This window comes from Rhizobium leguminosarum bv. viciae USDA 2370 (assembly GCF_002008365.1).
Taxonomy (GTDB): domain Bacteria; phylum Pseudomonadota; class Alphaproteobacteria; order Rhizobiales; family Rhizobiaceae; genus Rhizobium; species Rhizobium leguminosarum.
This window is the reverse complement of the sequence record NZ_MRDL01000059.1, coordinates 637,937-650,831: the sequence shown is the minus strand read 5'-3', so window position 1 is coordinate 650,831 and position 12,895 is coordinate 637,937. Positions and strand designations below refer to the sequence as shown.

The following is a 12,895-nucleotide window of genomic DNA, read 5'->3' as shown; positions in this document are numbered from 1 at the left end:
GTTTTATGAAGCGTCTCGTATATGCGGTTCGCGGTGGGGCTGCGTTGCGTTTGGCAGGTCTAGAACCGTCACCGCCGCCCGATGGACGCCGAATGCGACGGCGAACATTCCGAGTGAAAAATTGAAGGTTGCCGGCATGAACACCGAAACCGGATAGAAGAGGATATGCGCCAGCCACAGGCTGGCGGCGAAGGCGAGCGCGGCTAGCGCCGGGAGCGGGCGGATGACCGAGGCGAGCGCGGCGAGGCGCAGCAGCCTAGAAGCCGGCAGATCGCGCATCACCATGAGAACGATGAGATGGCAGGCGAGGACCGCGATGAAAGCGGTGGCGACGAGGGCGATCGTCAGTGGTGCGCTCAGCAACAGATTGTCGCGTGCGCCGGCGGCATAGGTGACAATCGCATGGATACCGATTGCAAGCGCGCCGCTCAACGCCAGGCCCCAGGCGGTGGCGCGCCAGAAGTAGCGCAGAAAGGCTTCCGTGAAGTCCCGCAGCAGATAGGTGTTGCGATCTTCCACCAAGGCGACCGAGACCCGGGCCATGGCGGCGAGGGCTGCCGGCAGCGTCACGACGAAGAGGCCGGCCAGGATGAAGAGGATGTTCAGCTTGACCATCTCCCACCATTCGCGGACGAGGATCTCGGCGAACAGAGCAAGGCCGGTCCTCTTCGGCGCATCCTTCGCAATGCCCGGTCCCTCCCTCGTCCACATGTCCCGCAACCACTGCATAGCCGTCTCCCGCAGGCGCCTCAGTATAGAATCGAGCGTTCCGTTTCCTTGTCGAACAGCTGCGCATTGGTCATATCGGCGACCAGCGTCGCCTCCTCGCCGATATCAGGCCGGTAGCGCGGCGAGACGCGGGCGATGAGATTGCGCCCGCCTGCCACCATGTTCAGATGCACTTCCGAGCCCATGGGCTCGGCCAGTTCGACGACCGCCTTGAGGGGCGCCAGGTTCTCCGGTGCGATGTCGGCCGGCGGCAGCTCGTGGAAATTCTCCGGACGGATGCCAAGCACCAGTTCGCGGCCCTCGTAGGGGGCGATCCTGCCCTTGTCGAAATGGGCAGGCAGCGGCAGTTCCCGGCCGTCGAAGACGGCGATATAGCCGTCGTCCCGGCGCAAAATGGTCGAGGGCAGCATGTTCATCTGCGGCGCGCCGATGAAGCCGGCGACGAACATGTTGACGGGACGGTCGTAGAGGTTCTGCGGCGTATCCACCTGCTGGATGTGCCCGTCCTTCATGACGACGATCCGGTCCGCCATGGTCATGGCCTCCACCTGGTCGTGGGTGACGTAGATGAAGGTGGCGTTGAGGCGCTTGTGCAGCTTGGTGATTTCCGAACGCATCGTGCCGCGCAGTTTGGCATCGAGATTGGAAAGCGGCTCGTCGAGAAGGAAGACCGCCGGATTGCGCACCATCGCACGGCCGAGCGCGACGCGCTGGCGCTGCCCGCCCGAAAGCGCCTTCGGCTTGCGGTTCAGGAGATGAGAGATGTCGAGGATCCTGGCGGCGTCCTGCACCTGGGCATCGATGAAGTCGCGCGACACCTTCCTCAGCTGCAGACCGAAAGCCATGTTCTTGTAGACGGTCATATGCGGGTACAGCGCATAGTTCTGGAAAACCATGGCGATATCCCGATCCTTGGAGGGAACGTCGTTCATGACGTCGCCGCCGATCTTGAGCTCTCCTCCCGATATCTCCTCGAGGCCGGCGATCATCCGCAGCGTCGTCGATTTACCGCAGCCGGAGGGGCCGACCAGGATGATGAATTCCTTGTCAGCGATTTCGAGGTCGATGTCGTGGACGACGGTGAGCGCGCCGTAGGATTTGTTCAGCTCTTTAAGCGAAATGCTGGCCATCGGGTCCTCCTGAATTCACCAATAGGAAGACCAGCTGCGCGAAAGGCGCGTCAAAGCTTCCATGTAATAATAATCTCCCCAGGAGACGCATTCATCGACACCCTCGCCGCGGCAGGTGTTGAAGGGCGATTTCTTCGAATAGGTGGCGTGCAGCACCAGGCCGTTGGAGACGGCTGGGTCCTTGACCGCGTAGTGATCGGCAAGGCTCTTCATCATGCGGCGCGCCAGGGTGCGATAGCGTGCGGCCGGTTCCGGCTCGACGAGATCGGCCATTTCCAGAAGGCCGCAGGCGGTGATCGACGCCGACGAGCTGTCGCGCGGCTCGCCGTCGCCGTCCGAAAAGACGAGATCCCAATAGGGCACCATGTCGGCCGGCAGCCGGTTGAGATAGAAGGCGAGCAGCCGGTCGAAGGTTTGGCGGTATTCCTCGATCCGCTCATAGCGATAGGAGAGCGCCATTCCCGAGATGGCCCAGGCCTGTCCGCGCGCCCAGGCGCTGTCGTCCCTGTAACCTTGCTTGGTGGCGCCGCGCACCGGCGCTCCCGTGACCGGGTCCATGTAGAAGGTGTGATAGGTGGAATCGTCCGGCCGAACCGAATTGGCGAGCGTGGTGCGGGCGTGAATGAGAGCGATCTCGCGATATTTCGGATCGCCGGTCTCGCGGCTCGCCCAGTAGAGAAGCGGCAGGTTCAGCAAGCAGTCGATGATGTAGCGGTATTCTTCCGCCACCCCCTTGCGGCCCCAGGCCTGGATGAACTGGCCGACGGGTTGGAAACGCTCGATCAACTGGTCGGCTGCCAGGATGGCGGCCCTGCGGCCATCCTCATCTCCGACAAGCTTCCAGGCGGCGATGCAGGAGGGCGAATAGAGAAAGCCCATGTCGTGATGATCCGTCTCGATGCGGTTCACGATCCGATGCAGGAACGATTGGACCTGGATCTGCGCGGCATCGCGGAAAACCGCCTCGCCGCTGTGCTCGAAAGCGAGCCACAGCTCTCCGGGCCAGAAACCCGCGGTCCATTGGTCGTTCGCCACCGCGGGATAGAAATTTCCGACGCTTGAATGGTTCTGCGAGGCATGGGTGAAGGCGGGAAGGTTGCGCCTGATCTGCCCGACGGCAAGATCGAGCGCGGCTTTGACCTCCTGGTCGGTGATCGGCTGCGGGGCGACGGACGAGACGGCGTTCATGGATTTAACCCTTCAGTCCGGTCGAGGCGATACCCTCGACGAAGAAGCGCTGGAGAGAGAGGAAGACGACGAGAACCGGAATGAGGGCGACGACAGAGGCCGCCATGATGAGCCCGTATTCGGCCGAATATTGCGAGATGAACATGCGAAGGCCGATCTGGACGGTCTTCAGCTCGGTCTTGGTCAGGTAGATCATCGGCCCGAGAAAATCGTTCCAGGTGGTGACGAAGGTGAAGATCGTCAGTGTCGAGAGCGCGGGCTTCGACAGCGGCAGCATGATGCGCGCCCAGATCTGGTACTCGTTCATGCCGTCGATGCGGGCCGCCTCGCAGAGCTCGGTCGGGATCGACATGTAGAACTGCCGCATCAGGAAGACGCCGAAGGCGGTGAAAGCCTGCAGGCAGATCAGTGCCAGATGGGTGTTGTTGAGGCCGAATTCGCGCATCAGCAGGAATTGCGGCACCATATAGACCTGCCAGGGCATGGCGATGGTGGCGATGTAGCCGAGGAACAGGGTGTTCTTGTAGGGGAAATTCAGCTTGGCGAAGGCGTAGGCGGCAAAGCTGGAGGTCAAAAGTTGCAGCAGCGTGACGATGATCGTCAGCTTCGAGGTGTTGTAGATGAAGAGCGCAAGCGGGATCTTCGTCCAGATATCGACGTAGTTATGCCATTGCGGCTCGGACGGTATCCACTCGATCGGGAAGGCGAAGACGTCGCGGCTGAGCTTCAGGGATGCCGAGAGCATCCAGGCGAAGGGCATCAGCATGATGAGCGTGACGGCGATGACGATGGCGTAGATCGCGACCGATTTGAGGGTCACCTTGCGTCCTGCGATCCTCATTCACCATCCTCCCTCTGGCGCCGGAACTGGAAGACGGTGACGGCGAGCACGAGGAAGAACAGAACGAGCGCAACCATGCTGGAATAGCCGAGATCCCAGGAAATGAAGGCCTCGTTATAGATGTGGTAGACGAGGACGAGCGTCGAGGTGCCGGGTCCGCCCTGGGTGATCATGTAGATCTGGTCGAACACCTTGAAGGACTGGATCGTCAGCATGACGGTGACGAAGAAGGTCGTCGGCCCGAGCTGCGGCACCGTGACATGGATGAACTTCTGCCAGGAATTGGCGCCATCGAGATCGGCGGCCTCATAGAGCTCCGAATTGATGCCCTGCAGGCCGGCCAGATAGATGACCATGTAATAGCCCATGTTCTTCCAGATGCCGAAGAGGATCACCGTCACCATCGCCCAGTGGCGATCGGCCGCCCATCCCGGCATGTTCTTGGGATCGAGGCCGAGCGTGTAGAGGATCATGTTCACCGGTCCCATCTCGGGATTGAAGATCATGTTCCAGACGACCGCGACGGCCACCAGCGAGGCGACATAGGGGAAGAACATCGCTGTGCGGAAGAAATCGCGCCCCGCGATCTTCTGGTTGAGAAGTACGGCAAGGCCAAGCGCGCATATGAGCGTCGCCGGCACGGAAGCGACCGTATAGATGACCGTGTTCCAGAACGCCGCGATAAAAGCCTTGTCATCGAAGAGCCGCCAGAAATTGTCGAGGCCGGCGAAGGTGATCGCATTCGAACCGTCCCAATGCATGAAGGCAAGCACGAAGGCGAACAGGATCGGGCCGAGCGTGAAGACGGCAAAGCCGATGAAGTTCGGCGCGATGAAGGAATAGGCGACGAGCGCGTTGCGGATCCTGCGCTGGCGCTTGGACAGGACCGCGACCTTCCGACCGGAGGTTGCCATGGCGCCATCCGTCGCGATGACCGAATTCGATAGGGACACCGATGCCTCCTCTTCCTCCAGCAACGACATAGCACATATCCGGTATTGGTCAAACAAGTTCTGAATAGGTCATACGAATTTTATGGAAAGCGCAAAATACATATGATAGGTGAGCATGCAGACCAAACGCCCATCGATGCTTTTCCGGTACGGGGAGAGACATGCTCAGCGAGATTTCAGGGGAGCTGCCGGATGTGCTGGGCGATTTCACGCCCGGGGCGGTCTGCTCCGATCGCGCCAGATGGAGCGCTGTGCCGCAAGCGGTACGGGATCTGATCATTCGCGAGGCCGAAGAGACGCTTGCGCGCGCCTTGCCGCTGATTGCGGCTTCGGATTACCGGGAGTTCACCGCAACGGGCAACCGCGCGCGCTTCGAGGAGCTTTATTTCACGCGGCGGCGGATGCTCAACAATCTGGTGCTCGGCGAACTCATCGAAGGCAAGGCGCGGTTCCTGCCGAAGGTCGTCGACGGCATCTTCCTGATTGCGGAGGAGAGCGGGTGGCAGCTTCCGGCGCATAACGCCTATGAACGAAGCGGCGCGCGCCTGCCGCTTCCCGACAATTCGCAGCCTGTCGTCGATCTCTTCGCCGCCGAAACGGCGGCGCTGCTTGCCACCATCGTTGCATTGCTTCGCGACGAGCTCGACGGCATCAGCCCCGAGATTACGGCACGCGTGGAACGCGAGATCGAAACCCGCATCCTTTCGCCCTATCTCGGCCGGCATTTCTGGTGGATGGGCCGCGGTCAGGAGCGGATGAACAACTGGACGGCGTGGATAAGCCAGAACGTCCTGTTGACGGTCTTCTCCCTGAAAACCGATCAGCCCACGCGTCACGCCGTCGTCAGAAAGGCGCTCGGCAGCCTCGACGCCTTCCTGAAGGACTATGCCGAGGACGGGGCCTGCGAGGAGGGCGTGCTCTACTACCGCCACGCCGCACTCTGCCTGCATGGCGCGTTGACCATCCTGGATGCCGTGGCGCCCGGCCTGTTCGCCGGGGTCTGGCAGCAGCCGAAGATCCGCAACATGGCCGAATATATTGCCCATATGCATGTGGCCGGCCGCTACTATTTCAACTTCGCGGATTCCTCCGCGGTGGTCGAACCCTGCAGCGCGCGGGAATACCTGTTCGGACAGGCGGTCGGCTCTGAGATGCTGGCTGAGTTCGCTGCATCCGACAGGGCCGCTTCCGACAATCCGCACCTGCCCGGGGAATGGAACCTCTGGTATCGCGTGCAGGAACTGCTGGTCGGCCCTGCAATCCCCGCCGCCGCCGAGCCACCTCCTGCATCCGGGCGCGATATCTTCTATCCCGGCATCGGCCTGTTCATCGCCCGCGACCGGCAGTTTTCGCTTGCCGTCAAGGGCGGCAACAATGGCGAGGGCCACAATCATAACGATGTCGGAAGTGTCACGCTTTACAAGAACGGACATCCGTTCCTGATCGATGTCGGCGTCGAGACCTATACCGCAAAGACCTTTTCGGCGCGGCGCTACGAGATATGGACGATGCAGTCGGCTTTCCACAACCTGCCGACATTCGCAGGCGTCATGCAGTCGGCCGGCGAAGCCTTTGGCGCGCGCGATGTCGAGGTCGAGTTTGACGAACGGAGCGCGCGCATATCGCTCGATATATCAGGCGCCTATTCCCCCGAGGCGCAGCTGCACAGCTACCGGCGCGTCGTTTCCCTGCTGCGCGGCCGCCACGTCGAGATCGTCGACACCTATGACGGGGGCAAGCCGGCGGTCCTGTCTCTGATGACATGCGTGGTGCCGACTGTCGGCCCCGATAGGATCGATCTGGCCGACCTCGGCAGAATTTTCGTCGATGGCACCGGCGAGATCGAAATTGATGAAATCGTCGTGGACGACGCCCGGCTGAGATCGGCCTGGCCCGAGAAAATCTATCGGCTGCGCCTGCCGTTTGCCGGCAGGCTCCTGAGATTGCGGATCGTCTAGAACAGGATGATTTTAGGCCGGGTCGGCCTGAAATCTGAATCCTGTTCTAAATTAAAGAGTTAGAGCATGATGTCGTCCGAAAATCGCTCACACTTTTCGGCATCATGCTCTGGGGAGGACGAGCATGGAATTGACGCTGAAGATCGTGGATGCCGATGGGGCAGTGCTGGCCAGTTCCGCAGGCCGGGACGAGACGTTCCTGGTCTATCGCCAGAGCTATCGCGAAGGCGATCGCGTGGTCGTGGAGGTCTCCGAGCCCGGACATGTCTTCCTCTCCCTTGATGGCGCGATCCAACCCGGCCTGGTCTATATGAAGGAATGCGCCTATTCGCTCGCTGTGCCCTTCGGCGACAAACGCAAGCCCTATTCCCCGAATGCCTTCAGGGGCGATATCCACCGGCTATCAGCGCGAAGCACGCGGCCGGACGAGATCATTCACCGGCGCAATCTCGCTCTCAACCCCTGGGACGATCACGCCAATCGGACGCTGTTTCCGCATGCGCGCGCCAATGTCGAAACCCGGGGCGAAGCGGTCTTTGCCGCGCGTAACGCGATCGACGGCGAAAAGGCCAACGATGATCACGGCTTCTGGCCCTATACGAGCTGGGGCATCAATCGCGATCCTCACGCGGCGCTAACGGTGGAATTCGGCCGGCCGGTCAGGATCGACGAGATCGTTTTCTATCTCCGGGCCGACTTTCCGCATGATTCCTGGTGGGAAAAGGCCAGCGTCACCTTCTCGAACGGCAAGACCTCCTGTTTTCCGTTGGTGAAATCGGGCGTCGCTCAAGCCTTTCTGATAGAGCCCTGCATCGTCGAATGGGTGGAACTGCACAGGCTGATCAAGGCCGAGGACGCCTCGCCCTATCCGGCGCTGACCCAGATCGAAATCTGGGGAATCGAGGCGTCGGGTGCTGGAGACCAGGACGTCCCGGTTGCGGTCGAAGGCGATTCCGGGAGGGCTCATGGGCGCCTGAAAACTTCCGTTCCTGTCAGCGTTCGTCTTGACGACGCGGAGACCGATCGCAGGTGATACCATCTCCTTCTGCTTCGGTCGGGAACAGAGGCCAGGTATCAGCGGTGGAAACTGTGTCACGCTTGTCAGACCGTTTGCACGTGCTAGGAAGGTCAGATGAGACTGCTTGTGGTGGAGGACAACAAGGATCTGGCGGCCTGGCTGGGTAAAGCCCTGCGACAGGCGCAATACGCTATCGACATTGCCCATGACGGCGAGGACGCGGAGCATATGCTCAAGGTGGCGGAGTATTCGGCGATGATCCTCGACCTGGCGCTGCCCAAGCTTGACGGATTGACGCTGTTGAAGCGATTGCGGCAGTCCGGAAACAAGCTGCCGGTCATCATCTTGACCGCGAATGCGAGCCTGGACGGCCGTGTTGCAGGGCTTGACAGCGGCGCCGACGACTATCTCGCCAAACCCTTCGAAATCGCCGAGCTCGAAGCGAGGATTCGTGCGGTGGTCCGCCGCGGCCAGGACCGGGCATCATCCGAGATTACCGTCGGCAACCTGCGCTTCTCCGGCGGGACGCGGCAGTTTTTCGTCGCAGGCGAGCCGCTGCAACTGACGCCGCGTGAATATGCCGTGCTTGAGCAACTCGTCATGAAGCTTGGCAACACCGTCTCGAAAGCCGCCCTTTCCGAAAGCGTGTTCGGTTTCGACGACGAGGCGGATCCGAGCGCCATCGAAATCTACGTCCACAGGCTGCGAAAGAAGCTCGAGGGCAGTTCGGTTCAGATTGCCACGTTGCGCGGGCTTGGCTATCTCCTCAGACATGTCCAGTAGCCTCGTCACCAAGGTGGGCGCGACGATCGCGCGGCTCAGCCAGAGCCTGAGGGTGCAGTTGCTCTGCTGGGTGCTGCTGACCCTGTTCGGCGCGATCGGTTTCAATCTTTACGACAGCTTCTGGACGGCTGACGCCACAGCAAAGCTGGTGACGGATCGAACACTTCTGGCGTCGGCGCGCGTCATTGCCGAAGCCGTCCGTGTCGACGAGGGCGGCAATGTTCAGGTGGACGTGCCGCCTTCCGCGCTGGAGATGTTTGATACGGGCTTCGGCGACCGTGTATCTTATCAGGTGATTACCGCATGGGGCAGTCTGGTCAGCGGCTTTCCCGACCTGCCGTTGCCGGCCGTCCAGCGCACCGGTGAGGATCGCACGTTCCACGGTGCCGATGTTCGCGTCATGATGCTCGACCATCCTGTCGTCGGCCTTCCCGATGACGGCGCGATCTCCGTGACCGTCGCCGTTACGCATAACAGCCAGTATGCGATGCGAAGGCAATTGTGGCTCTCAGATTTTTCGAAGCAGTTCGTGCTCGTCTTCGTCGCAAGCCTGGTGACCATCCTCGGCCTGCAGCGTGGCCTGGCTCCTGCGCTGAGGCTGCGGGACGCCCTGCGCCAGCGCGGGCGCAACCGTCTCGATCCGCTGCCGCCGGAGATGGTGCAGAGCGAGCTGCAGCCGCTCGTTCACGCCCTGAACGACTACATGGAGCGCGTCCAGAACCAGATGGCCGCGCAGCGACGGTTCGTATCGAATGCGGCGCATCAACTGCGAACCCCCCTGGCGCTGATTTCGACGCAGGCGAGCGTGGCGGCCCGCGAAGCCGATGCTGCTCGCCGCGACGAGGCGCTTTTCGCCCTTCGCACCAGCACGAAACAGATTTCGCGTCTTGCCAGCCAGCTCCTCACCTTATCGCGGGCCGAGCCCGGAAGCCGGCGCCCCCGGAGCGATGCGACCGACCTTACGAAGGCTGCCCGCGAGATCCTGGAAGCGCATGCTGAAGAGGCGCTCAAGCGCAACATCGACGTCGGCCTGGAAGCCGTCCGCCCGGTCATTGTCGACGGCGACGCGACGATGTTGCGCGAGATGTTGGTCAACCTCATAGACAATGCGATCCGCTATACCCGCCCGAACGGACGGGTGACCGTCGCCGTCGGGCAGGCGGACGGCAACGCCGTCGTGACCGTCGAGGACAACGGGCCGGGTATTCCGAGCGGGGAGCGCGAACAGGTTTTCGAACGCTTCTACCGGATCATGGGGACTGAAGCCGAGGGGAGTGGTCTGGGGCTAGCGATCGTTCGGGAGGTCGTCGAAGGCGCTGGAGGTTCAGTCTCGCTCGATGACGCGGAAGGCGGTGGGCTCGTCGTGACGGTGCGGCTGCCGCTCGCTTAGACCTAAGTGCATCAAATGAAAAGAAGGCCGGGCATCGCGCCCGGCCTTCAGTTCGATCTGCCTTGGGAGGAGGTCGATTTGATCACTGGGTATCGAGGTGCTGCTGCGGACGCCATTTCGCCAGGCGGTTCTCGATCAATGTCATGATGTATTCGGCAAAAAGCGTGACGACCATGACGAGGAGGATTGCCGCGAACATGCCGGCCGCGTCGAACGTCCCCTTGGCGATCGAGATGAGCTGGCCGATACCGAAGCGGGCGCCGACGAATTCGCCGACGATTGCGCCGATGATCGCGAAACCGAAGGACACGTGCAGACTGGCGAAGATCCAGCTCATCGCCGATGGGATGACCACGGTGCGGGTGACCTGCCAATCCGAGGCGCCGAGAATGCGGGCGTTGGCGATCATATTGCGGTCGGCCTCGCGCACGCCCTGGAAGGCGTTTGCAAACACCACGAAGAACACCATGATGAAGGCGAGTGCAACCTTGGAGGGCAGGCCGAGACCCATGATCATGATGAAGATGGGGGCGAGAACGACGCGCGGTATCGAGTTGATCGCCTTGATGTAGACGGAGAAAATGTCCGACAGGAAGCGGTTGCGGCCAAGACCGATGCCGACGAAGACGCCGGTGATCGATCCCGCGAAGAAGCCGATCAGGGCCTCCTCCATCGTCACCCATAGATTATACCAGAGAGAACCTTCCGTGGTGCCCTCGGTTGCCCATTCGTAGAGGCGCTGAACGACGCCGCTTGGGCTCGAATAGAAGAACGGATCGATCCACTGCATGTTGGAAGACAGCTCCCACATGCCGATCACGAAGACCAGGATGGCGATCTGCCAGAAGCGCACCAGCGTCTTGCGCCGGCGCATTGCCTTCAGCGCCGATGCCTCGATTTCTGTGTCCGACGTGCCCGGCCGAAACATGGTGGCCGAACCGGCCTCAAGTGTGGTGTGTGCCATGATATCCTCCCTCAGGCCGCTTCGCTTGCGCGGCGGTAGCTGGTCTCGACCTCCTCGCGCAGGTCCTCCCAGATCGTCTTGCAATAGTCGATGAAGCTCTGCTCGTAGCGGATTTCCGACACGACGCGCGGGCGGGGGAGATCGATCGTATAGACCGACTTTACCGTCGCAGGGCCGGCGGTCAGGACGTAGACCTTGTCGGCGAGGGCGACAGCCTCTTCGAGGTCGTGGGTCACGAACACCACCGAGGCCTTGCGCTCCGCCCACAGTTTCAAGAGCTCTTCATGCATGACCGTGCGGGTCTGCACGTCGAGAGCCGAAAACGGCTCGTCCATCAGCAGGATTTCCGGCTCGTTGATGAATGTCTGGGCCAGGGAGACGCGCTTGCGCATACCGCCAGAAAGCTGGTGGGGATAGTGATGGAGAAATTTCGAAAGGCCGACGCGGGCCAGCCAGTCGCGTGCGCTCTTTTCCGCTTCAGTGCGCGACTTGCCCCGAAACAGCGGGCCGGCCATGACGTTGTCGATCACGTTCTTCCAGGGAAAGAGTGCGTCGGTCTGGAACGCGAAGCCGACACGCGGGTCAATGCCGGTGATCGGCCCGCCCATCAGCCGGACTTCACCGGCGCTCGGGCGTGCGAGACCCGTCACAAGATTGAGCGTCGTCGATTTACCGCAGCCGGTAGGGCCGACGACGGCGACGAACTCCCCGCGGGCGACCGTCATGTTGAAATCGCGCAAGGCCGTAAGGGACTTGCCGGTCGGCGAGACGAAGCGGCGGCTGACGTTGATCAGCTCGATCGCCGGGATCTGGTTCTTGTCATGTTGCATGATGATACCTGAGGCGTGCTTTGGGCGCGTGCACGCAATGCCCATGGATCGATCGGGAGGCCGCTTCCGGTTGGGACCGGAAGCGACGCGACGCCTTACTTGACGTTCTTGACGAACTCCGTCGTATAGGTCTTGGAAAGGTCGATCTGCTTGCCCTTGACGTTCTTGGAGAACTCCGAGAGCACGGCAAGCACGGTCTTCGGACCGTCTTCCGGCATGACGCCATCCGGTGTGAACATGCCCTTGCCGTCGTCGAGAGCCTTGATGTAACCGTCCTTGTCGCCGACGTAGAAGTCTTTCGGCATCTTGTCCGCGATCTCGGCAGCTGAATGCGTGTTGATGTAGCGCAGCGTCTTGACGAAGGCGTTGGCGAGCTTCTGCGCCTCTTCCTTGTGTGCGTCGACCCAGGAGGCTTCCATGTAGAGTGAGGCGGCCGGATAGGTGCCACCGAGCGCCTGACGGGTCGACTCGACCGTGCGCATGTCGACAAGCACGCTCGCCTCGCCGGTCTTGATCATGCGCGAGATCGTCGGCTCTGTCGTCATGCCGGCCTGGATCTGATCCTGTTGCATGGCGGCGATGAAGGTGCCGCCGGCGCCGACCGGGACCGTCACGACGTCGCCGGGCTTCAGGCCGGCCTTCGAGGCCATGAAGAGGGTCAGGAAGTTCGTGGACGAGCCGAGACCAGTGACGCCGAGGCTCTTGCCCTTGAAGTCGGCCGGCGACTTGATGTCAGGGTGCTTGCTCGAAACCATCTCGACTTCGCCCGGCGCCTGGCTGAACTGGACGATGGATTCGACGAATTTGCCTTTGGCCTGCAGGTCCACACAATGGTCGTAGAAGCCGACCACGCCCTGGACGGCGCCGGCCAGAAGCTGGTTTTCGGCATCGACGCCGGCAGCTTCATTCAGCAGTTCGACGTCGAGACCCTCGTCCTTGAAGTATCCCAGCGATTCGGCAAGCTTGGCGGGCAGATAGATCTGCTTCTCATAACCGCCGACCATGATGGTGATCTTATCGGCCGCATGTGCGGCGCTGGTAGCCAAAGATGCTGCGGCGAGAAGCGTCGAAAAAGCGACGGTGTGAAAAAGGCTGCGTGAAGAACGCATGG

Annotated in this window: 12 protein-coding genes; 4 read left to right on the top strand and 8 right to left on the bottom strand. The window is 61.5% G+C overall.

Annotated elements, in window-relative coordinates:
• Nucleotides 1–3 precede the first annotated feature (3 nt).
• The 5 genes from BS629_RS37075 to BS629_RS37055 are packed head-to-tail and all read right to left on the bottom strand — an operon-like array spanning nt 4 to nt 4,871.
• On the bottom strand, nt 4–729 hold the full coding sequence (locus BS629_RS37075) for a DUF624 domain-containing protein (RefSeq protein WP_018245937.1): 726 nt from the start codon (nt 727–729) through the stop codon (nt 4–6).
• 20 nt (nt 730–749) lie between these two features.
• Nucleotides 750–1,859: an ABC transporter ATP-binding protein gene (locus tag BS629_RS37070; protein ID WP_018245936.1), complete on the bottom strand. Its 1,110-nt coding sequence runs from the start codon at nt 1,857–1,859 to the stop codon at nt 750–752.
• 15 nt (nt 1,860–1,874) lie between these two features.
• Nucleotides 1,875–3,047 (bottom strand): glycoside hydrolase family 88 protein, encoded by a 1,173-nt coding sequence (locus BS629_RS37065; protein WP_018245935.1) that lies wholly within the window; start codon nt 3,045–3,047, stop codon nt 1,875–1,877.
• 4 nt (nt 3,048–3,051) lie between these two features.
• A complete protein-coding gene (locus tag BS629_RS37060) occupies nt 3,052–3,888 on the bottom strand; it encodes a carbohydrate ABC transporter permease (protein ID WP_018245934.1) in 837 nt (278 codons plus the stop codon).
• Complete coding sequence (locus tag BS629_RS37055) at nt 3,885–4,871, bottom strand: carbohydrate ABC transporter permease (RefSeq protein WP_018245933.1); 987 nt, start codon at nt 4,869–4,871, stop codon at nt 3,885–3,887. The genes BS629_RS37060 and BS629_RS37055 overlap by 4 nt, the downstream gene beginning before the upstream one ends.
• Before the next feature lie 131 nt (nt 4,872–5,002).
• Between BS629_RS37055 and BS629_RS37050 the strand changes: the two genes are divergently transcribed.
• From BS629_RS37050 to BS629_RS37035, 4 genes are all read left to right on the top strand, one after another.
• Entirely contained in the window at nt 5,003–6,799 is a 1,797-nt protein-coding gene (locus tag BS629_RS37050; protein WP_018245932.1) for a heparinase II/III domain-containing protein, read from the top strand.
• A 124-nt stretch (nt 6,800–6,923) separates the two neighbouring features.
• Nucleotides 6,924–7,832, top strand: a complete 909-nt coding sequence (locus BS629_RS37045; protein WP_018245931.1) for a carbohydrate-binding protein — start codon at nt 6,924–6,926, stop codon at nt 7,830–7,832.
• 99 nt (nt 7,833–7,931) lie between these two features.
• Nucleotides 7,932–8,600 carry a response regulator gene (locus tag BS629_RS37040; RefSeq protein ID WP_018245930.1) on the top strand — a complete coding sequence of 223 codons (669 nt, stop codon included), beginning with the start codon at nt 7,932–7,934 and terminating at the stop codon, nt 8,598–8,600.
• Nucleotides 8,590–9,990, top strand: coding sequence for a sensor histidine kinase (locus tag BS629_RS37035; protein ID WP_018245929.1), 1,401 nt, complete (start codon nt 8,590–8,592; stop codon nt 9,988–9,990). The genes BS629_RS37040 and BS629_RS37035 overlap by 11 nt, the downstream gene beginning before the upstream one ends.
• Nucleotides 9,991–10,072: 82 nt before the next feature.
• Here the strand turns inward: BS629_RS37035 and BS629_RS37030 are convergent, their stop codons facing one another.
• The 3 genes from BS629_RS37030 to BS629_RS37020 form a co-directional block, all read right to left on the bottom strand.
• On the bottom strand, nt 10,073–10,954 hold the full coding sequence (locus tag BS629_RS37030) for an ABC transporter permease (RefSeq protein WP_003549874.1): 882 nt from the start codon (nt 10,952–10,954) through the stop codon (nt 10,073–10,075).
• An 11-nt stretch (nt 10,955–10,965) separates the two neighbouring features.
• The gene (locus BS629_RS37025; protein ID WP_026188721.1) at nt 10,966–11,784 is read right to left on the bottom strand and encodes an ABC transporter ATP-binding protein; all 819 of its coding nucleotides are present in this window, start codon (nt 11,782–11,784) and stop codon (nt 10,966–10,968) included.
• Between the two features lie 95 nt (nt 11,785–11,879).
• Nucleotides 11,880–12,893, bottom strand: a complete 1,014-nt coding sequence (locus BS629_RS37020) for an ABC transporter substrate-binding protein (protein WP_018245927.1) — start codon at nt 12,891–12,893, stop codon at nt 11,880–11,882.
• Nucleotides 12,894–12,895: the final 2 nt, after the last annotated feature.

Coding starts and splice junctions, on each gene's coding strand:
- BS629_RS37075 (WP_018245937.1), bottom strand. CDS start 729: ATGCAGTGGTTGCGGGACATGTGGACGAGGGAGGGACCGGGCATTGCG.
- BS629_RS37070 (WP_018245936.1), bottom strand. CDS start 1,859: ATGGCCAGCATTTCGCTTAAAGAGCTGAACAAATCCTACGGCGCGCTC.
- BS629_RS37065 (WP_018245935.1), bottom strand. CDS start 3,047: ATGAACGCCGTCTCGTCCGTCGCCCCGCAGCCGATCACCGACCAGGAG.
- BS629_RS37060 (WP_018245934.1), bottom strand. CDS start 3,888: ATGAGGATCGCAGGACGCAAGGTGACCCTCAAATCGGTCGCGATCTAC.
- BS629_RS37055 (WP_018245933.1), bottom strand. CDS start 4,871: ATGTCGTTGCTGGAGGAAGAGGAGGCATCGGTGTCCCTATCGAATTCG.
- BS629_RS37050 (WP_018245932.1), top strand. CDS start 5,003: ATGCTCAGCGAGATTTCAGGGGAGCTGCCGGATGTGCTGGGCGATTTC.
- BS629_RS37045 (WP_018245931.1), top strand. CDS start 6,924: ATGGAATTGACGCTGAAGATCGTGGATGCCGATGGGGCAGTGCTGGCC.
- BS629_RS37040 (WP_018245930.1), top strand. CDS start 7,932: ATGAGACTGCTTGTGGTGGAGGACAACAAGGATCTGGCGGCCTGGCTG.
- BS629_RS37035 (WP_018245929.1), top strand. CDS start 8,590: ATGTCCAGTAGCCTCGTCACCAAGGTGGGCGCGACGATCGCGCGGCTC.
- BS629_RS37030 (WP_003549874.1), bottom strand. CDS start 10,954: ATGGCACACACCACACTTGAGGCCGGTTCGGCCACCATGTTTCGGCCG.
- BS629_RS37025 (WP_026188721.1), bottom strand. CDS start 11,784: ATGCAACATGACAAGAACCAGATCCCGGCGATCGAGCTGATCAACGTC.
- BS629_RS37020 (WP_018245927.1), bottom strand. CDS start 12,893: ATGCGTTCTTCACGCAGCCTTTTTCACACCGTCGCTTTTTCGACGCTT.